Origin of the sequence: Weizmannia sp. FSL W8-0676, from assembly GCF_038593015.1 — a bacterium.
GTDB classification, from domain to species: Bacteria; Bacillota; Bacilli; order Bacillales; family Bacillaceae_C; genus Weizmannia; species Weizmannia coagulans.
This window is the reverse complement of sequence record NZ_CP151954.1, coordinates 2952208-2973072: the sequence shown is the minus strand read 5'-3', so window position 1 is coordinate 2973072 and position 20865 is coordinate 2952208. Positions and strand designations below refer to the sequence as shown.

14 protein-coding genes, 2 tRNA genes, 1 rRNA gene, 2 pseudogenes and 1 riboswitch are annotated in these 20865 nt (G+C 47.0%); of the genes and pseudogenes, 14 read left to right on the top strand and 5 right to left on the bottom strand.

The annotated features are described in order from the left end of the window. The first annotated feature begins 2 nt into the window (after positions 1-2). From NST20_RS14560 to NST20_RS14550, 3 genes are all read left to right on the top strand, one after another. A complete protein-coding gene (locus tag NST20_RS14560) occupies positions 3-833 on the top strand; it encodes a hypothetical protein (RefSeq protein ID WP_327076966.1) in 831 nt (276 codons plus the stop codon). A 215-nt stretch (positions 834-1048) separates the two neighbouring features. Then, positions 1049-1690: a hypothetical protein gene (locus NST20_RS14555; RefSeq protein ID WP_046721966.1), complete on the top strand. Its 642-nt coding sequence runs from the start codon at positions 1049-1051 to the stop codon at positions 1688-1690. A 170-nt stretch (positions 1691-1860) separates the two neighbouring features. Beyond that, positions 1861-3549 carry a hypothetical protein gene (locus NST20_RS14550; protein WP_342399744.1) on the top strand — a complete coding sequence of 563 codons (1689 nt, stop codon included), beginning with the start codon at positions 1861-1863 and terminating at the stop codon, positions 3547-3549. On the opposite strand, the gene NST20_RS14545 is transcribed toward NST20_RS14550, so the two are convergent. Further along, positions 3483-3932, bottom strand: a complete 450-nt coding sequence (locus tag NST20_RS14545; RefSeq protein WP_237348639.1) for a hypothetical protein — start codon at positions 3930-3932, stop codon at positions 3483-3485. The two genes, NST20_RS14550 and NST20_RS14545, sit on opposite strands and share 67 nt — an antisense overlap. 38 nt (positions 3933-3970) lie before the next feature. Further along, the gene (locus NST20_RS14540) at positions 3971-5452 is read right to left on the bottom strand and encodes a DASS family sodium-coupled anion symporter (RefSeq protein WP_013860620.1); all 1482 of its coding nucleotides are present in this window, start codon (positions 5450-5452) and stop codon (positions 3971-3973) included. Between the two features lie 346 nt (positions 5453-5798). Between NST20_RS14540 and NST20_RS14535 the strand changes: the two genes are divergently transcribed. Both NST20_RS14535 and NST20_RS14530 read left to right on the top strand, forming a co-directional pair. Beyond that, positions 5799-5954: a hypothetical protein gene (locus NST20_RS14535; protein ID WP_013860619.1), complete on the top strand. Its 156-nt coding sequence runs from the start codon at positions 5799-5801 to the stop codon at positions 5952-5954. After that, positions 5923-6204, top strand: a pseudogene (locus NST20_RS14530) (ISLre2 family transposase); the annotation flags it as partial. The gene NST20_RS14535 and the pseudogene NST20_RS14530, both read left to right, overlap by 32 nt. 240 nt (positions 6205-6444) lie before the next feature. Here the strand turns inward: NST20_RS14530 and NST20_RS14525 are convergent. Further along, positions 6445-6528, bottom strand: a pseudogene (locus tag NST20_RS14525) (DNA-binding response regulator); the annotation flags it as partial. A 224-nt stretch (positions 6529-6752) separates the two neighbouring features. On the opposite strand from NST20_RS14525, the gene NST20_RS14520 reads away from it, so the two are divergent. Further along, positions 6753-7970, top strand: coding sequence for an MFS transporter (locus tag NST20_RS14520; RefSeq protein WP_342399743.1), 1218 nt, complete (start codon positions 6753-6755; stop codon positions 7968-7970). Positions 7971-7991: 21 nt separating this feature from the next. Further along, on the top strand, positions 7992-9707 hold the full coding sequence (locus NST20_RS14515) for an ABC transporter ATP-binding protein (protein ID WP_342399742.1): 1716 nt from the start codon (positions 7992-7994) through the stop codon (positions 9705-9707). Positions 9708-9787: 80 nt separating this feature from the next. Here the strand turns inward: NST20_RS14515 and NST20_RS14510 are convergent, their stop codons facing one another. Then, complete coding sequence (locus NST20_RS14510; RefSeq protein ID WP_342399741.1) at positions 9788-10141, bottom strand: hypothetical protein; 354 nt, start codon at positions 10139-10141, stop codon at positions 9788-9790. A 259-nt stretch (positions 10142-10400) separates the two neighbouring features. Beyond that, a riboswitch (purine riboswitch) is annotated at positions 10401-10502 on the top strand. A 131-nt stretch (positions 10503-10633) separates the two neighbouring features. Here NST20_RS14510 and NST20_RS14505 point away from each other — a divergent pair. The 3 genes from NST20_RS14505 (at position 10634) to NST20_RS14495 (ending at position 15311) form a co-directional block, all read left to right on the top strand. Next, positions 10634-11962, top strand: coding sequence for an NCS2 family permease (locus tag NST20_RS14505; RefSeq protein WP_013860613.1), 1329 nt, complete (start codon positions 10634-10636; stop codon positions 11960-11962). Positions 11963-12077: 115 nt separating this feature from the next. Then, positions 12078-12923 carry a transcription antiterminator gene (locus NST20_RS14500; RefSeq protein WP_342399740.1) on the top strand — a complete coding sequence of 282 codons (846 nt, stop codon included), beginning with the start codon at positions 12078-12080 and terminating at the stop codon, positions 12921-12923. Positions 12924-13331: 408 nt separating this feature from the next. Beyond that, on the top strand, positions 13332-15311 hold the full coding sequence (locus NST20_RS14495) for a beta-glucoside-specific PTS transporter subunit IIABC (RefSeq protein WP_340703061.1): 1980 nt from the start codon (positions 13332-13334) through the stop codon (positions 15309-15311). Between the two features lie 177 nt (positions 15312-15488). On the opposite strand, the gene NST20_RS14490 is transcribed toward NST20_RS14495, so the two are convergent. Beyond that, entirely contained in the window at positions 15489-16739 is a 1251-nt protein-coding gene (locus NST20_RS14490; RefSeq protein ID WP_017551439.1) for a dicarboxylate/amino acid:cation symporter, read from the bottom strand. A gap of 441 nt (positions 16740-17180) precedes the next feature. Here NST20_RS14490 and NST20_RS14485 point away from each other — a divergent pair, with 441 nt between their 5' ends. From NST20_RS14485 to NST20_RS14470, 4 genes are all read left to right on the top strand, one after another. After that, entirely contained in the window at positions 17181-18491 is a 1311-nt protein-coding gene (locus tag NST20_RS14485) for a transposase family protein (RefSeq protein ID WP_013858128.1), read from the top strand. 334 nt (positions 18492-18825) lie between these two features. Then, positions 18826-20379, top strand: a 16S ribosomal RNA gene (locus NST20_RS14480). A gap of 255 nt (positions 20380-20634) precedes the next feature. Further along, positions 20635-20711, top strand: a tRNA-Ile gene (locus tag NST20_RS14475). A 13-nt stretch (positions 20712-20724) separates the two neighbouring features. Continuing rightward, positions 20725-20797: transfer RNA gene (locus NST20_RS14470), tRNA-Ala, on the top strand. Positions 20798-20865 lie beyond the last annotated feature (68 nt).

Genomic DNA, 20865 nt, shown 5'->3' with positions numbered 1-20865 from the left:
GGATGTTGAAATATATGAAGTATGAAATAAGAGGGACTTACAAATTTATTTTGGGGATATTGGCTTTGGTATTCATCCTCTTGGCCGGCATGTACGCCTCCTCTAATCAGGAAGGCTCGCTGTTCCATTCAGTGCAAATCTTTATGCCGATTGGCGTTATGCTATTATTTGGTGCGGCTCTCACTGCATTCCTCTACATCGTCGGCTCGTTTCGAAAAGAATTGTATGATGACAGCGGCTACCTTACCTTTACATTGCCGCTGACAGGGAACCAAATACTTGGATCTAAACTCATCGCTGCTTTGTTTTGGTTTATGGTGTTAGGCATTGGCGTTGTGCTATTCAACTTCTTAATGGTGATGATTTTCTGCCCATTCCATATTGATCACATATCAAAACTTTTCACTGCGATCTCAAAAGTTCTATCCATAAAAGCGAGCATTTACATGACATTATCTATGGTTTTTAGCGGTGTCAGTGTGTTATTGCTGATCTATTTTTCAATGGCACTCAGCAAAGTAACGTTCCGCCATAAAAAGATTGGCGGTTTATGGTTCGTCGTGTTCATCATTTTAAGCGGCGTATTCGGCTATATTGACGCCGAAATCAGCCAATGGATTCCGTATTATTTAGACCTGAGCACTTTCCATGTGGAAACACCCGCTTCCTACCATGATCTGCTTCAGATGCACTACCATAGCGCCGGGCTGCACTTTAATGTAATTGCAGGATCTGCCGCCACAAATATCGCATCTTTTGTTTATCATTTGGCGTTGATGATCGCCTTATTCTTAGGGACAGGGTATCTGATTGAGAAGAAAATAGACTTGTAATCGCGCAGGAAAAGTGATGATAAAGCTGTGTCAGCGGTCGTTTATCAACTTCTGCTGCTAACATGTCAGGAGGGGCGGTGCCGCGAGCAGGCATTGCCCCCCTTTTTTTATGGCGATGAAAATTCAACGCCTGTTTTTAACATCCGGGGGTGGGTTTGAAGCGCGGCCGCGGAGGAGAAAATAATGGAAAGAAACCTGGAATGCGGAGGCTTATGATGAATCCATTCAAAAAAGCACGCCCGGAAGGTTGGCTCATTTTGCTTGGCGCGGTTTTGATGCTCGCCGCTACGATTTTGCATCCGCCGCTTGTCGATCCATATGACCTTCAAAAAGCTTATCACGAGTTCAAGCATGCACAGTTTTGGATAGGCGACCATATCCTCATGCTCATTGCGATCAGCTTATGGCTGGCCGGGCTTGCAGCAAGTAAAGCATACATGGCAAGGAACAATAAAACTTCCGATTTTGGCGCAGGGATGATGTTTGTGGCACTGGCAGCCTGGATATTGATCCTTGCCTCGGAATTAACCATTCTCCCGATTCTCGGCAACAAAGGCACAGATGTCAAAGTGTGGGAAGCGGTTTTTTCCTTCGGGCTTTTGTCCGGCTATTTCGGTTTTGCCTGCAGCTGGATCGGCATTTTTTGCTACGGCATGGCGATGAAACAGTCCGGCGGCACTTTTCCGAAATGGTTTTCTGCTTCTGCCCGGTGGTCCGGCCTGCTCGCCTTTTTTGGCATTATCATCACGTGCCTGCATTTTGATTTTGGCTATTTCGTGATTCCGGTTACGGCAGGCCCGGCCTTTTTATGGACGGTTTGGCTGGCCATTTTACTGCTGTCGGGCCGCATGCATTGAGTAACGGGACCCGCATGATGATCCATTGTGCGGCCAGAAGCTAGAGGGGCTTAAAACTGGAGATTGACAAAAACCGTTTCAAAAGTCCTCCCCCGCATGCCATCCATCTTCTATTTTAATGAAACTTCTTTTCCAGTTTTTCGTATAGATGATCAGAAAGGGTGGTTGATGTGGGGTTACTCATCATTTTTACGGCCATTTTTGCGATGGTTGCCGCGGTGCTGGTATTTCCTTTTTCAGATAAAAAATTGAAACACGCCGGCGAGCCGCAAAATGGAGAAAAACTGAAGACATTTTTATCTTTATTCCTGTTAGTGTGGGTGCTTTCTGCTGTTTTTTTCTACGTGACGAAAAGGGATATGAACCCATCGGTTTTCTGGCCGGCACTGTTTTTTGCTTCTCTTTCCGGCGCTTTTCTCGCCAGTGGAAAAGAACAGCTCGTAAAGGGGCTCGTTTTGCTTGTTTCCCTGGGCATCGCCGGGTATATGCTGACAGCGCCGTTTTGGAATGCCAGGGAAAAATACCATACAGCGAAAATGGCGCAAAAAACGGAAATTGAGCCGTTTGATGAGCGGGAAACACCGGCGAGCGTGCCGCCGAAGTTTGCGCGCAATAAAATGAAGAAGTCATTCGGCCAGGTTCCGAATGCAAGTTATTACCAGTTGGGAAATCTGCAAATCCAGAAAGTGAACGGCAAATACGTTTATATTGCGCCGGTGGAATTTTCCGGATTTTTTAAATGGCTAAAAGGCAGGGAAACACCCGGATATTTTGTGATGAGCGCAACAGATGCGGATGACAATCCAAAATTTGTAAAGCAAAATATGCGCTATACGCCTTCTTCTTTCTTACAGAAGAACCTGTCCCGCCACATTCGCCTCCATTATCCGAAAAAGATTTTTTACGGCGAGCCGCAAGTGGAAGTGGATGATCACGGCAAATCGTATTATATCCGGACTTACGGCCATTTTATATCGGCAAGGAACGGATTTAAGGCGGAAGGCATTGTACTTGTGGATCCGGAATCAGGGGCCATGAAGTCCTATTCTTTAAAACAGGCGCCTGCTTTTATTGACGGTGCTGTTTCTCCGGAAGCCGTCAGCCTGCAAAACAGTTATTTCGGCAAATTTGTCCACGGTTACTGGAACACGCTGTTCGGCAAGCGGGATGTGAAACTCCCAACGGATGAAGGAACAGAAGCAAATGTCAGCCCGATTTTTGATGATAAAGGGACGATGTATTATTTTACCGATTTTACCAGCCCGAAAAAAGATGTGGACTCGATGCTTGGCTATTCGCTTACAAACGCGCGGACCGGGAAGGCTACATATTATACAGGTAATTTGCAGGAATCGTATATGGATTCGCAAGGCAATTTGCAAATTGTCGAGAAAAAATTTATCGAGAAGAAATGGAAAGGCTCGATGCCGATTTTGTACAATTTTTACGGAGAAGCCAGCTGGCTGACGCCTGTGCTTGACTCCAACGGTTTTCTGCAGACGTATTTTATCGTTTCCGCGGCCAATCCGGAAATCTCGGTGAATGCTTCGACACCCGATGCTGCGCTTAAGTTGTATAAAATTGCCCTCCGGCGTAGCGGCAGCAGTGTTGACGGCTCATCGGGTTCGGAAACGAAAACCGTCTCCGGCAAGGTGCTCCGTGTATATAAAGAAAAAACGGGCGATTATACCAGTGTCTCCTTCCTGCTTGCTAGCGGCCAAAACTTTACCGTCAGCTCGGATACCGTCCCAATGGCCATTTATTTGAAAGAAGGAGATCAGGTGAAAGTGACTTACCTCAGTACCGGTGAAACCTTTTTACCAGTGAAGGCAATGGAGATAAAGGGGATTGGGAAGTAAAAGCAGAACAGGGGCCAGAAAACCCCTGTTTTTTTAGGCAAAAAATGAGCTGTGCGGCCGTTCATGGTCCGGATGCAGGCCCACACATGTACCAAATACTGGTTTTTGCTGACATGGTACGGCAGCCGGTTTTTGTGCGTTTTTTGCACGAGATCATGGTAAAGTGCAAATAACGCCGGGCCGGATGCAGGGTGCTTTCGGGCTTTCCGGTAATAACGCTGTTGCTCAAGCCGGTCTGTTTTTTCATCATAATAATGTGTGCCATCCGCCTGCATCTTTCCTTTGTTCTCCGACAAAATCTTTCTGAACCGGGCAGTGCCGTATTCATACCATGCCTGGTTATTCCTGATTTTTTCCAAAATGATATCCCGGTTGCTGTCCATTAAACCATCCCCATTTGCCTTTATATCAAAGAGCCTGTTTACAGCAATCCGACCCATTTCCAGTATGTCATGCTGAACAATAAGACTAATAGATAACCGATAATAGTCAACGGCAGGCCTGATTTCAGAAAATCTTTTGCCGTAAAAGCGCCTGTCCCGTATGCAAGCATGGCTTGCGGCGAGTTGACCGGGAGCAGGAAACCGATGCTGATGACAAATTGCTGGATCAGGACAAATCCGATCCGGTTGTCACCCAGATGGATCGTGGAGGTGAGTGCAATAAAGATCGGAATCAGTGCTGAAGACAGGCTAGTCGCACTCGCAAAGCCGAGATGAATCAGGATAGTGAACAAAGCTACAAGGGCAATCGTAGCGATGAGCGGCATCGTTTCCAGACCGAGCGAGCCGAATATTTTGTTAGACAGCCACTGTGCCCCGCGGGTATCCAACAAAACCGTACCGAGCGAAATGCCGACTGCAAACACGATCACGGTTCCCCACGGAATGAGATGCTCAACTGTTTTCCAATCAAAAACCCCGATCTTTGGTGCCAGTAAAATCCCAATCGCAACAATTGTTACAGTGGTCGTATCAAAAGGATGAAGTTTTCCTTCCGTCGTCCAGAAAAGCAATAAAAGCAGGGAAATCACGATTAAACGGATCTCAGAAGCTTTTAAATGGCCGAGTTCTTTTAATTGGTTTTCGATTAAATCTTTTCCTGCCTCAAGGGCTTTTGTTTCCGGCTTGATTAAGTGGGTCATCACGAAAAACAAAAGGATGGACATGATGATTGCCCACGGAGCGGCATATAAAAACCAGGAACTCCATGTAATGTCTGTTTCAAATTCTTTTTGAATAAACCCGAGTGCGACCATATTTTGGGCGGCCGCCGTTTTGATGCCGATGTTCCAAATGGAAACTGCCTGTACGGAAGTAATCACCAGCAATGCGCCGAGTTTGCTGTTGTTCGGCAGCCCGAATGCAGCCACCATTCCGAGTAAAATCGGGACCACGGCACCGGCACGGGCAGTGGCGCTCGGGACAAAAAATGCCAATACGATGGAAACAAGGATCGCGCCAAAGACGAGGTTGCTCGTTTTCGTGCCGACACGGGACAAGATCCAGAGGGCAAGCCGTTTATGAAGATTGGTTACCTGCATGGCAGCAGCCAGAAATAAGGCAGCGGCCACAAGAGCAACGGCAGAGCTGCTGAATCCGCTGAGAGCCATGGCCAGGGCATTGCCTGTTCCCGTCATTTGTGCAGGATCCTGGATACTTGGCGCAAGCCCGATCAAGAGTGCAATTAACCCGACAATCATGGCGGCGCTGACCTGATAGGAAACGGCTTCCGTCACCCATAAAATCAGGGCGAAGGCAAGGATGGCGAGTGCACGTTGGCCGGCTACCGGCAGGCCTTTCGTATGCGGGAGAAGCGTAATCGCAATCAGAGCGGCAAAAGCAGTAGCGATCCAAACCCATTGCCATTTGGTTTTCTTCGTTTGCTGGTTGGCGCCATTCATTTTGATCACTCCCTTGTGAATTCTTCCAAATATTTACCCTATATGAATTATAGCAAAGTGGCAGGAGAGAAAATGTTAAAAATTGGTGTATTTTTGCAAGCGGTTCCGTAGATTTCAGCAGGATCCATAAAATAGGAAATTTCTAAGCACTCAGGTGGATATAAAAGGAGACGGATATTTATGGGACCATTTACAGGGAGAAGATTAAAAGAAACAGGGAAGAAAACCAGCCCGGCCCGGTATGTGTAAAATTTTACTCGCAGGGGCAGATGAGTGGAAAAAATAGGAAGACACTCTATCATCTAAATGTACACCATGAAATGAACATCTAGAGAGAGGTCTTCCCATGGATATTATATCAATAATTGCTGGATTATTAAAGGATACAAAGAGTCTTATTGAATTTGAAGAACAGGTTAAAATTCTGATGCAAAAAGTTTTTACACAATGGGTTGGGGACGTATTTGAGAAGAATGAAGAAAAGGGGGATGCATTGGAGTAAAGCTGGCGCCGAAGCCATGGTAAAGGTGAAACAGGGCATGCTTAACGGGACATTGCAGGAAACCTATCTGAAACACCGTTCAAGAAGCGCGAGAAAGCAACGGAGCTTGCAACAATCCATCAGGATGTCTCAACGATTCAAGCAGCCTGTACGCCCGTCAATCGGCGTAAAGCACGGATCAGTTTCCCTGTATTCAAGCTGTTCATCGGCAATGGGGCATTTAAGCAAAATAGTAGAGCTTTCGTTTTAAGCCTGGTATGTGGGGGACTGATCGTTGATGCGCGCGAAATTTACGAGACTCCTGCGGGAAAAGCGGTCCAGGAGAGACCCCGCAGCGAGGTACGAGCGAGGAGGCTCGCCGGCCGCCCGCGGAAAGCGAGTGAATTTCGCGCGCATCAACACCCCCGTTATCAATCTATACGAAAGTGTACAAAAAGAGTGTCTTGGAATCCCGATATTTAAACCTTATCGAGAAAAACTTGACACATACCTCTTCGTATGACGATAAAATGATTTTTAACCCTTCGCGTATAAAGGAATTGTCATCGGCAATCACAATTTTAATTTTATCCATCCTTTTCCCTCCGTCCCCGCCTTTTCTTCTTTCCATTATAGCTGAATTGCACCCGGCATACATTCTGTTTTTTATCTTTCCGCTTTGTTCTTTCTATTTTGCGGGCGCATTCTTTGCGGCATGGGCGTGTGGGATTGAATGATTGGAACAGAAAGAAAAAAAGGTTATGATAGATAGTATGGTACGGAATTTTTGGAATTTGCAGCAAAGGGGTTTGTGTAGACATGAAATACATCGAGCAAGGGACAAGAAAATTCCGCCTGGCAAATCTTGCGCTATTTGCCGGGGGATTCAATACGTTTGCGATTCTCTGGGGGATGCAGCCGCTTCTGCCGGATATTGCCAGGCAGTTTCACCTGTCGCCGACAATGTCGAGCCTGAGCCTGTCTTCTACCACCGTAACGCTTTCCGTGAGCATGCTGATTGCCGGATCGTTGTCGGAAGTGTTCGGGCGAAAATCCGTGATGTCTTTTTCACTGATTGCTTCGTCTGCCCTCTGCATCCTGACTGCTTTTGCCCCGACTTATCATTTGCTGATTGTCTGCCGGGTGCTGCAGGGCCTTGTGCTTGCCGGGCTGCCGGCTGTTGCCATGGCCTATTTGGGAGAAGAGATTTTGCCGTCAAGCCTCGGACTTGCGATGGGGTTATATATCAGCGGAAATTCGATCGGGGGCATGGCAGGACGGATCATCTGCGGAACTTTGACCGACTTTTTCAATTGGCATGTGGCACTGGCGTCGATCGGGGTGATCAGCCTGCTCGCAAGCATCCTGTTCTGGGCCGTGCTGCCGCCGTCTTCCCACTTTACTGCCCGGAACTTTGAAATCGGGAAACTGGCGGGAAGCCTTGTCCGCCAGCTTGCGGAACCGGGCCTGATTTATTTGTTTTTGATTGGATTTTTATTAATGGGGAGCTTTGTTTCGCTGTATAATTACATCGGATTCCAGCTAATTGCGCCGCCGTATTCGCTGAGCCAGACGGTCGTCGGCTTCATTTTTATCGTCTACCTTGTCGGTACATTCAGCTCGGCATGGATGGGGATGCTTGCGGACCGGCACGGCAGGCGGAAAATTTTGCAGCTTTCGCTCCTTATTGTGCTCCTGGGGGCCTCGATTACGCTTGTTCCATCTTTATGGCTGAAAATTTTTGGCATTGCCGTGTTCACATTCGGCTTTTTTGCCGGCCATTCGATCGCAAGCGGCTGGGTTGGCCGCCTTTCCTCCCATGATAAAGCGCAGGCTTCCGGATTGTACTTATTCTTTTATTATATCGGCTCGAGCATCGGCGGGACAGTCGGGGGCGTGTTCTACAGCCGGCTCGGATGGAACGGGGTTGTGCTGATGATCGCTGCGCTGACGGTGCTGGCCATTGTGTTTTCGGTCCGGCTGGCCGTGATTGCAAAGAGAAAATGGCTTGTTTCTACACGGCATGCTTCCAACTAATTTTTTGACAGGAGGGGACATATGTTACGCCGCTTTTTTTCCTATTATTTGCCGCATAAAAAGCTGTTTATTCTGGATTTTACGAGCGCGGTGATTGTCGCTGTTTTTGAACTGGCCTTTCCGCTTTGTGTCCAGTGGTTTATTGACAGCCTGCTGCCGAGCGGAAAATGGGCAACGATTACGAGCGTCAGCATCGCGCTGCTTTTCCTCTATTTGATCAGCACATATTTGCAGTACATCGTCACCTACTGGGGGCATCAGCTCGGCATCAATATTGAAACGGATATGCGCAAAGAATTGTTTGTACACGTGCAGCGGCAGTCTTTTTCATTTTTTGATAATGTGAAAACCGGCCACGTCATGAGCAGGATCACAAACGATCTTTTTGACATCGGCGAACTTGCCCACCACGGTCCGGAAGATGCTTTTATTGCCGTCATGACGTTTCTCGGCGCGTTTTGCATTATGTTTATGGTCAATGCCAAACTGGCTTTTGTCACCCTTATTATTGTGCCGTTTTTGGTCTGGATCATCACGTATTGCAATATGAAAATGAACGAGGCATGGGGCAAAATGTACGGCGAGATTGCCGAAGTGAATGCGCGTGTCGAGGACAGTGTGGCAGGGGTCCGCGTCGTCCAGTCATTTACGAATGAAAATTATGAAATCACGCAGTTCCAGAAAAATAACAAACGGTTCCGGAAAGCGAAACTGCTTGCGTATAAAACGATGGCGCTGACCAATTCCAGCACGTATATGATGAGCCGGCTGATCGTCCTTGCCGTCCTTGTATACGGGGCATGGCTGGTATACAGCGGGGAATTGAAATACGGCGAGCTGGTCGGCTTTGTGCTGTATGTGAATGTGCTGTTCAAGCCGATTGATAAAATCAGTGCGATCATGGAGCTGTATCCGAAAGGGATGGCCGGGTTTAAACGGTTTACGGAATTACTGGACCGCACGCCGGACGTCCGGGACAGGGAAAATGCGGTCGAAGTTCCGGCGTTAAACGGCAACATCGCGTTCAACAATGTCAGCTTCGCTTATCCGGGCGGCCAGCCTGTGTTAAAGGGGCTGAATCTCAAAATTCGCGCCGGGGAGACGGTTGCATTTGTCGGGCCTTCGGGTGCAGGGAAAACGACCATCTGCTCCCTGATCCCGCGCTTTTACGATGTGGACAGCGGCAGCATTGCCATTGACGGCATGGATATCCGCAATATGACGAAAAAATCGCTCCGCTCGCAGATTGGCATTGTCCAGCAGGATGTCTTCCTTTTTGCCGGCACCATCCGCGAAAACATTGCGTATGGAAAATTGGATGCTACAGATGAAGAAATTGAAGAAGCAGCCCGGCGCGCCCATTTGGAAGAGGTCATCCGTGCGCTTCCTGGCGGGTTTGATACGCAAATCGGCGAACGCGGCCTTAAGCTTTCCGGCGGGCAAAAGCAGCGGCTGGCGATTGCGCGCATGTTTTTGAAAAACCCGCCCATCTTAATCCTGGATGAGGCTACATCTGCCCTTGATACGGAAACCGAAAGGCAAATCCAGGCGGCATTGGATGAACTGGCAAAAGACCGGACAACGCTTGTCATTGCGCACCGGCTGGCGACCATTCGCAATGCTGACCGGATTGTTGTTGTCACCAGGGACGGGATTGCCGAACAAGGGCGCCATGATGAGCTCCTTACCCGCGGGGGGATTTTTGCAAAACTGCACGAGGCCCAGTACCAGCAGTAGATCCGGCCCGCCTTTGGGCACGGGGTTTTTGAAAAAAGAAAAAACGCAGGCGATCCGCTGCGCAAAAATGGGGCTTCTTATCAGACTTTTTTCAAGCGGCGGATATCCACTTTGACATTCATGATATCTTCGAATAAGACATCCATTTTATCATCCAGCCTGCCATAATAGCTGTCAAGGCTGCTTATATCTTTTTTCATGTCTGCGATATCCTGTTTTACTTCCGCCATCTCGCTTTTCAGGGAAGCGACATCCTGTTTCAGCCCTGCGACATCCTGTTTCAGCCCTGCAACATCCTGTTTCAGCCCTGCAACATCCTGTTTCAGCCCGGCGATGTCCGTTTTCATTTCTTTCATCTCTGCCTTCATTGAAAGGACTTCGCCGGACAGTTCTTTGATGGCCGTAAGCAGCATTTCGTTTGTGACTTCCGCCATTTTTCCGCCTCCTTTGTCGAATATATGCTTATTCTAAGGGATGATGCCCTGTCCTGCAACTGGCGAAAAGCAAAAAATAGGGCCTGCTATTGCGTGAATCGGGGGCGGATAACTGAAAAACCGGTTCCCTGCCAGCCCGAAAATTTTATTTTCAACAAAAAAGCGGCCCGCAAATGAACGAATGTTAACCCGAAACAAGAAGAAAATGTTCGTGTTTTCTATTGACTTCTTTTCATTTTCCCGTTACAATCAATCTTGTCAATTTACTATGCAATACCATCGTATATATTCAGGGATATGGCCTGAACGTTTCTACCAAGCTGCCGTAAATAGCTTGACTACGAGGTAATGAGATAGAGTCAGAGGGCAATCGTATAAAAATAGCAACCTTTGCCCCTCCTCATTCCTTAAGTCTGGCGTTTCGGGCGTTTACGTTCGGAACGTTTTTCTGTTATGGCGATTTGGGAAATTCCACAGGAGGGATAAGGCAAAATGAAGAACTATTTTGAGTTTGAAAAACTGGGGACAAGCTACCGCCAGGAATTTATCGGGGGACTGACAACCTTTTTGGCAATGGCCTATATTTTAGCCGTAAACCCGCTGACATTATCGCTTGCCAGCGTAAAGGGGCTTCCGGATTCTATGCATATGGACCAGGGGGCTGTATTTGTGGCCACCGCAATTGCTTCCGCGATCGGTTCGATTGTGATGGGGCTTTTCGGGAAATATCCGCTCGCGCTTGCTCCCGGCATGGGACTGAATGCCTTTTTTGCTTATACGGTTGTCCTGAGCTACAAAATTCCCTGGCAGCACGCACTCGCCGCTGTCTTTATTTCCGGCGTTTTCTTCTTTCTGCTCACACTGACGGGCATTCGCGAAAAATTGATTAACGCCATTCCGGTTCAGTTAAAACACGCGATCGGCGCAGGCATCGGCCTGTTCATTACGTTTATCGGGCTGAAAGATGCCGGTATTATTGTCGGTGATAATGCAACGTTTGTCACTTTGGGGGATTTGTCAAAAGGCCCTGTTCTGCTCTCCATTTTCGGGATTGTTGTGACTGTTATCCTGATGACAAGAGGGATAAAAGGTTCCGTTTTTTACGGCATTATCCTTACAAGTATTGTTGGCATGATTTTTGGATTGCTGAAGGTGCCACATCAAGTCGTCAGTCCGGTTCCGAGTTTAAGCCCGACGTTCGGCGCGTTGTTCAGTTCATTCGGGGATTCATCATTCTGGACAGCGCAAATGATTGGCGCCATTTTAACATTCTTCTTTGTTGACTTTTTTGATAATGCCGGAACGCTTGTGGCGGTTGCAAACCAGGCAGGGCTCATGAAAGACAACAAACTGCCTAATGCAGGCCGGGCGCTTTTGTCAGATTCCATTGCGACCATCATCGGGTCTGTGCTCGGGACTTCGACGACAACATCCTTTGTTGAATCTTCGTCAGGGGTTGCCGCAGGGGCAAGAACCGGATTTGCTTCTCTTGTCACGGCCTGTTTCTTTATTCTATCAATCTTTTTCTTCCCGCTTTTGTCGGTCATTACTTCAAACGTCACAGCACCGGCGCTGATCATTGTCGGTGTGCTGATGGTATCGAACTTGCGGCATATTGAATGGGATAAATTCGAAATTGCCGTCCCGGCTTTCCTTACATTGATTACCATGCCGCTCACTTACAGCATCGCAACCGGGATTGCCATTGGTTTCATCTTTTATCCGATTACGATGATTGTAAAAGGAAGAATCAAAGAAATCCATCCGGTCATGTATTTCTTCTTTGTCGTCTTCTTACTGTATTTTATTTTCTTAAAATAGTACCGAAAAAAACTTGCAGAGCGCGCTCTGCAAGTTTTTTTCGGCAGCAGAAATTGAAAAACCGGCGCATTTCATTTAAACTAATCGTATTGCACTATAGCCGAGGGGGATTGAAATGGAAGCTTTTATCGTCAAAAAGGTTTTAAACAATAATGTACTTGTTGCCTCCCACCCCCGCTATGAAGAAACGGTGTTGATCGGAAAGGGGATTGGTTTTAACCGGAAAAAAGGGGAGGCCATCCCGCAGGCATCGGCTGAAAAAATGTTTGTGCTGAAGAACGAAACAGAACAGGAACAGTATATGAAGCTGATTCCTTCTATTGATAATCAAACCCTTGAAGTGGTCATTTCGGCCATTGAGATGATCCGCAGCCGGGCTGATTCTCCTTTAAATGAACATATCCATGTTGCCTTGACAGACCATGTTGCTTTTGCGATCAACCGGATCCGGAAAGGGCTGGCTGTCAAAAATCCGTTCGTTGCCGAAACGAAAATTCTCTATCCGCGCGAATACGAAATTGCCTGCGAAGTGGTGGACTATATCAATGAAGCAACGGACGTCTATTTGCCGGAGGGGGAAGCCGGATTTATTGCGTTGCACATCCACAGTGCTGTTACGGATAAGCAGCTTTCCGAATTAAGCCGGCATTCCCATCTGATCGGGCAGCTCATTTCCACCGTTGAGTATGAATTTAAAATGACTTTTGACAAAGACAGCATTCATTATATGCGCCTTGTCCGCCATTTGCGCTATACAATTGACCGCGTGCTGACGGGGGAAAAAGTGGAGGAGCCCGAGAAATTGAATCATTTCCTGCAACAGGAATACCCGCGGTGTTATAACCTGTCGTGGAAATTGATCAAAATCATGCAGCAAGCATTACAGAAACCGGTGTACGATGCAGAAGCCGTTTACCTGACGATGCACCTGCAACGGATCCAATCCAAAATAGAATCATAAAAGGCCTCCTGATTATACATGGCATGCGTGATGAAAGGCTGAATAATGCCAAAACGCCGTCATTGTTCATGTCGGGATGCCAAATGCTTTTTTAATTTTTTCTTGCAACTGGGATGCCTGCGGTGCTATAATTTGTCATGGAAATTGTGAATGATGCAGCAAACAGGAAAAACCGGTGTACGATGCAGCAGCCTTTATCCGGTAGCATGCGTCTGAAACGGGTTCCACATTAAAAATGAATCAAATGTTATCATAACGTGTTACTGATTCGATCAGGCATGAGTGAAAAAGATGCCGGGAGTGGCAGCCGCCATGGCCTTCCCGCTTTTTCCTCATGCCTTTTTATTTTCCCGGGGAATTGCTGCACGTCTGTTTCCGGAAACCATCATGATTTGAGGAGGATTTTGCATGGCAAAGAAAGATTACGCGCAGCTTGCTCGCGATATTGTGGCAAATGTCGGAGGGCCTGATAATGTAAAGTCGCTTGTGCACTGTGCCACCCGTTTGCGCTTCCGGTTAAAAGATACAGGCAAGGCAAACAAAGAAACGCTGGAAAGCTTGCCAAATGTCCTTACGGCGGTGAATGCAGGAGGACAGTACCAGGTCGTGATCGGGGATGAGGTCGTTCCAGTTTATAACGCCATTATGGATGAATATCATTTTACGGCTTCCGATGCGGGGGTTGAAAACGATGCGGCGGCGGAAGAAAGCGAAGAAAAAGGCAATGTTTTCGACCGCTTTGTGGCAGTGCTTTCCGGTATTTTCACACCGTTTATCTCCGTCCTGGCCGGTGCCGGTGTTTTAAAAGGCGTTGCCATCCTTTTGGCAAATACCCATATCGTGTCTGAATCATCCGCCTGGTACAGCATCTTGGACGCGCTCGCAACCGGCGTGTTTACATTGCTGCCGATTTTTATTGCAATTACGGCGGCGGATAAGTTTAATACAAACCGGTTTATCTCTGTTGCACTTGCTGCCGCGATGATTTACCCGCTGACAGACAGCAGCATTCCGAAAATCGGCCACATTGCCGGGTACGCCATCAATTTTAAACAGTACGGCGGTGCGGTAATCCCGACCATTTTGGCCATTTGGATGATGAGTTATATTGAAAGATGGTTTAAGAAACATTTACCGGCTGTTGCCCAGCTTGTATTTGTGCCGTTTTTCACATTGCTTGTTGCCGGCGCCCTCACTTTTATCGTGATCGGCCCATTAGGCAATGCGATCGGCATGGGCCTTGCTTATGGCTATCAATACTTGTACAGCTTGAGCCCTGCTGTTGCCGGATTTATTCTGGCCGGGCTGTTCCAGGTGTTTGTCGTCTTCGGGCTGCACTGGGGAATTTTGCCGATCTCACTGATTAACATTCAAAACTACGGTTATGATACGCTGCTGGCGATGATGTTTGTTGCCGTCTTCGGACAGTTCGGCGCGGTGACAGGCGCGATTTTTAAAGCAAAAAAATCGAAAAACAGGGAAATCGCCGTTTCCGCTGCAATCAGTAACTTCTTTGGCATTACGGAGCCGGCGATATACGGCATCAATTTGAAATACAAAAAAGGTTTTATTTTCGGTTTGGCCGGCAGTGCGATCGGCGGCGCCATTGCCGGTTTTGCCGGTGTAAAAGCTTTCCAGTACACGCCGATTATGAATTTCTTTGAACTTCCGCTGTTTATCGGCAAAGGTTCAAGCGTTGCCATGGAAGCCGTTGCGGGTATTGCCGCATGGGCGATTGCATTCGTACTTGTATTGATTTTCGGTTTTAATGAAGAAAACAATGAAAAAATGCTCGCAAATGTCCAAATGGGCAAGAAAAGCCTGACGGAAAAGAAAACGGCAGCTGTGGAAAGCAAGATGGAATCGGGACAAAAAGAACTGCCGAAAGTGGATACGGCCGGCATGGAACTGAACGAAATTGTCTATAATCCGGTAAAGGGCCGCGTTGTTCCGTTAACCTCTGTGAATGACCCTGTTTTCAGCTCGGAAGCGATGGGGAAAGGGGTTGGCGTTGTGCCGGAAGAAGGAAAAGTGGCAGCCCCGTTTGACGGGCAAGTATCCGTTGCTTTTCCGACCGGCCACGCATACGGCCTGCAATCCGACCGCGGAGCGGAAGTATTGATCCACGTCGGCATCGATACCGTCAACTTAAACGGGGAACACTTCCATTCCAATGTAAAAACCGGGGACCGCATCAGGAAGGGTGACGTACTCGGCACCTTTGACCCGGAAAAAATCAAAGAAGCCGGCTATGACACGACAACGATGGTGATCGTAACCAACACGATGGCATATGATGCAGTTGAACAAGCCGCAGTTGACGAAACATATGCGGGCGAAGCTTTGCTGAATCTGTACAAAAAACAGGAAACAGCTGTGAAAAACTAATTTTGCGGGCAACCCTGAACAAAAAACCGCCGGGAAAATCATTTTCCCCGGCGGTTTTTCCATTTCCATAATGTTTTTTCTGAAACAGCGGTTCTTTTAAGAAACCGGCGGAAATCCGGCTCCTTCTCCGGCACTCCACGGCTTCCGCCTGAGAAACGGGCTGCCTGGTTCTTTCTTTTACTGCGTGCGGCTGAGCCAATGTTTTCCTTCAACAAGCCGGGAAACGAGCATGGCGCTTACCGTGTTTCCGGTCGAATTTAAAAGCGTGGCCGGAACATCAATAATCGTACTAATTACTGCAATAATCGGAAGCGACTCCGGCGGGAATCCAAAAACGCTTAAAATCAGCATCTCCCCGATCATGCCGCCGCTTGGGATCGCCCCCATTACCGCGCCGACAAGAAATGCAACGGCAATGACAGCCAGCATATGGGGCAGGCTTGTCAAATCTTTCCCGAACAAGGTGAACAAAAAAACGATTTTCAGCACGCCACCAAACACCGAGCCGTCCTTATGCGTGTTCGCGCCTAAAGGAATCACCGTTTCCGCGATGTCGGAAGGCACATGCATTTTTTGAACAGTTTCCAAATTAACCGGAATGCAGGCAGCACTTGAACAGGTAGCAATAGCCGTAACAGAAGGGGGGACCGCATTTTTCCAAAAAACTTTGATCCCCTCTGCCCCCCCGGCCATAAAGGCATATAAGGTAAAAAAGCCGAAAAAGTAAATGACCGTTAAGATCAGGTATAAACCAAACGAACGCGCATATCCTTCCAAAATTTGCGGGCCGAGTGTGCCGATGATGGAAGCGAAGTAACACCCGAGCCCGATTGGCGCATAATACATGATGATTTTAACAAATTTCATCATGACGGCTGTTCCCGATGCCAAAAAAGCAGCAACCGGCTTTCCTTTCTCCCCGGCCAATGTGGTAGCCAGGCCGAACAGAACGGAAAAAACAATCAGCTGAAGCATATTCGTTTTGGTAAATAAATTTGGAAAATCAGGCACTGTGAATGTTTGAACAAGCTGTTCGAGAAAAGACGGATTGGTGCCGCTTTGCCGGCTTCCGTCTGCTTTTGCCATCATCTGTTCTATGGCGGTTGTATCTGTATGCGCAAGCGGCTTGATGATGAAAGTGCCGCCAAAACCAATGATGGCTGCCAAGAGGGAAGTGCCAAGGAACACAAGAATGATGCTCCCTAAAATTTTGCCCAAACGGCCAAGGCCGGCCATATTTGCGATGGCAGAAGAAATGCTGAAAAACACAAGCGGAATAATAACCGTAAACATTAAATTTAAAAATAAATCCCCGAATGGTTTTACAACCTCTGCTTTTGAGCCTGCAACCACGCCCGCAATGCCGCCAATGATGATGGCAGCCAGCAATATGGCAGTGGATTTGTAATTGCGAAAAAATGTTTTCAAATTCAACCTCTCCTTAAATGGAAAATGCATCGCTCCTACACGTTTTCATTTTCCACTGATAACAAAAAGAAGTCAATTTGATTTTGCCCAAAAGATCCCCGTGTGTCGGTCTTTTTGTTGGTAATTTGATGGATTGGGTTTGGAAAAAATTTCATGCCAATTTATATTGACTTAGGATAACACGGATGGTATGATAATAAGGCTGACTCGACAGGAACTGATAAATATTGGGAGTCTGATACAGCTCTGAGGAGTAAAAATTTTTCGGGATAATTTAACTATTCCCCCCCAAAAATGCGGCTAAATATGTAATAATTTAAATAATTAGAGCTTGCTGGACGAATATTTTGGCATGGCTTAGTGACAAGTCGAATACAAGCTAAAATTTGATTCGTTCAGCAAGCCCTAATTAAACTTGGCTGTTTTGAGGGGGTTTTTATTTTGGTTACTAGAAAAGAAAAAAGAAATCGTGAAAAAGAAGCAAATTATTTTTTCGAGTTCCTTAAAATTCAGAAGCATTTTTTCAAAGACCTGATGAATAACCTAAAAAAGGTAGCAGACCACCGACATCAAAGCTATATCACTTATGGTCCAGAGGTCCTTTTATTTACGATGATGTTGAAAAATATGACCGGCCTAAAATCCATGAGAAACATGAGTGAGAGTTTTAATAAAGAAGAATGTATTAAAAATGTAGGGAAGGTGTTAGGCTTAGATTCTCTTGAAGAACTTCCACATTATGATACAATTAACGACTTTTTATCTGGCTTAGATGTAAATGAATTAGAAAAAATTAGAACGTATATGATTAAAGAATTATTGAAAAAAAGGTCTCTCGAGTCTTATCGAATTGAAGGAAAGTACTGGGGTGTCATCATTGATGGAACTGGATTACACACCTTTCATGAGAAACATTGTAAACACTGCCTGAGACGGGCATATACAAATAAAGAAACAGGAGAAACGAACGTACTTTATATGCACCATGTACTTGAAGCCAAGCTTGTCGTGGGGGATATGGTCTTCAGTATTGCCTCCGAATTTATCGAAAATGAATCAGAAAATGTTTCTAAGCAAGATTGTGAATTAAAAGCCTTCGACAGGCTGGCAAAGAAAATAAAAAAAATATTTAAAAGACTACCGATTTGTATCTTGGGAGATAGTCTCTATGCATGTGAAACGGTATTTAATCTGTGCAGGGCGCACAAATGGAAATATATATGCAGATTTAAGGAAGGGAGAATTAAAAGTATCTCGACGGAGTTTAAGGCAATAAAAGAGCTGGAACAAAGTAAGGATCAGAATTCATTAGTTTGGGTGAATGATATTGCCTACAAAGACAGAACGGTCAATCTGATGGAGGCCACAATGAAAACAGAGGATGGGAAATCGAAAGAGTATGTATTTATAACGGATATTAAAATCACGAAAAAGAACGTGGAACGACTCATCGCTGCAGGAAGAAGCCGCTGGAAGATTGAAAATCAAGGATTTAACGAACAAAAAAATAATCGTTACAATATAGAACATGCCAATAGCCAAAACTACACAGCCATGAAAAATCATTATTTATTAGTTCAAATAACAGATATTATTAGACAGCTGTTTGAAAAAGGTTCGTCAATCTTAAAAGCACTCAAAAAAACGGCAAAAGAAAAATCCTCAAATCTGTTGGAATCGTTTCGGACACGCATTTTAACAGACGAGGATTTCACCCATTTAAGTAAGCCAATACAAGTAAGGTTTACTTAATGGTTATATTATAGCAAAGGATGTGATGTAAAAAAAGGTTTTTTTGAAGTTATCCACAATTTTAAAAAAGAAATTTGCAAATTCGGCTCTTTTTGACTTTGAAAGCAGAAAAAATAGATGGAAAAATTTTCTAAATGTGGATAAGTCATTTTATCATAAACCATCTAAAAATTGATGAATTTACTCTTCAGAACTGAGTCTGATAAAAAAGATGTTGACAGCGAATTGATATTTTGATACAATAATTAAGTCGCTGTTAAGAACAGCAAAGATTGTTCCTTGAAAACTGGACAAAACGAAACGTCAAATTCTTTTTGAGCTTTTATCAAACATCTTTACTGAGAGTTTGATCCTGGCTCAGGACGAACGCTGGCGGCGTGCCTAATACATGCAAGTCGTGCGGACCTTTTAAAAGCTTGCTTTTAAAAGGTTAGCGGCGGACGGGTGAGTAACACGTGGGCAACCTGCCTGTAAGACTGGGATAACGCCGGGAAACCGGGGCTAATACCGGATAGTTTTTTCCTCCGCATGGAGGAAAAAGGAAAGGCGGCTTCGGCTGCCACTTACAGATGGGCCCGCGGCGCATTAGCTAGTTGGCGGGGTAATGGCCCACCAAGGCAACGATGCGTAGCCGACCTGAGAGGGTGATCGGCCACATTGGGACTGAGACACGGCCCAAACTCCTACGGGAGGCAGCAGTAGGGAATCTTCCGCAATGGACGAAAGTCTGACGGAGCAACGCCGCGTGAGTGAAGAAGGCCTTCGGGTCGTAAAACTCTGTTGCCGGGGAAGAACAAGTGCCGTTCGAACAGGGCGGCGCCTTGACGGTACCCGGCCAGAAAGCCACGGCTAACTACGTGCCAGCAGCCGCGGTAATACGTAGGTGGCAAGCGTTGTCCGGAATTATTGGGCGTAAAGCGCGCGCAGGCGGCTTCTTAAGTCTGATGTGAAATCTTGCGGCTCAACCGCAAGCGGTCATTGGAAACTGGGAGGCTTGAGTGCAGAAGAGGAGAGTGGAATTCCACGTGTAGCGGTGAAATGCGTAGAGATGTGGAGGAACACCAGTGGCGAAGGCGGCTCTCTGGTCTGTAACTGACGCTGAGGCGCGAAAGCGTGGGGAGCAAACAGGATTAGATACCCTGGTAGTCCACGCCGTAAACGATGAGTGCTAAGTGTTAGAGGGTTTCCGCCCTTTAGTGCTGCAGCTAACGCATTAAGCACTCCGCCTGGGGAGTACGGCCGCAAGGCTGAAACTCAAAGGAATTGACGGGGGCCCGCACAAGCGGTGGAGCATGTGGTTTAATTCGAAGCAACGCGAAGAACCTTACCAGGTCTTGACATCCTCTGACCTCCCTGGAGACAGGGCCTTCCCCTTCGGGGGACAGAGTGACAGGTGGTGCATGGTTGTCGTCAGCTCGTGTCGTGAGATGTTGGGTTAAGTCCCGCAACGAGCGCAACCCTTGACCTTAGTTGCCAGCATTGAGTTGGGCACTCTAAGGTGACTGCCGGTGACAAACCGGAGGAAGGTGGGGATGACGTCAAATCATCATGCCCCTTATGACCTGGGCTACACACGTGCTACAATGGATGGTACAAAGGGCTGCGAGACCGCGAGGTTAAGCCAATCCCAGAAAACCATTCCCAGTTCGGATTGCAGGCTGCAACCCGCCTGCATGAAGCCGGAATCGCTAGTAATCGCGGATCAGCATGCCGCGGTGAATACGTTCCCGGGCCTTGTACACACCGCCCGTCACACCACGAGAGTTTGTAACACCCGAAGTCGGTGAGGTAACCTTTACGGAGCCAGCCGCCGAAGGTGGGACAGATGATTGGGGTGAAGTCGTAACAAGGTAGCCGTATCGGAAGGTGCGGCTGGATCACCTCCTTTCTAAGGGGAAAAGCGTAGGGCGCTCGTTCATCGGCGTACGGATTTCGAAGTCTTCGACTGAGATAAAGGAAACACGATGAGCCTTAAAGGCGAATCGATGCCCGCTTATCGTAGGGAGAAGACGTAGAAATACGCTAGCCGATAGCGCCCGGAGCTAGACAGAAAAGGAAAACTTCGTTTTCCAAAATCAAGTTTGGCGTTTCCGTTTTGTCCAGTTTTGAAGGTTCAATCCTTCCTTATATTTCCTTTCATTAAGGGCCTGTAGCTCAGCTGGTTAGAGCGCACGCCTGATAAGCGTGAGGTCGATGGTTCAAGTCCATTCAGGCCCACCATTCCTTAATGATCGGGGCCTTAGCTCAGCTGGGAGAGCGCCTGCTTTGCACGCAGGAGGTCAGCGGTTCGATCCCGCTAGGCTCCACCTTTATAAACGTGTTCTTTGAAAACCGGATAGGAGAAATAAACCAAGTAAACCGAGAATCGCTTATT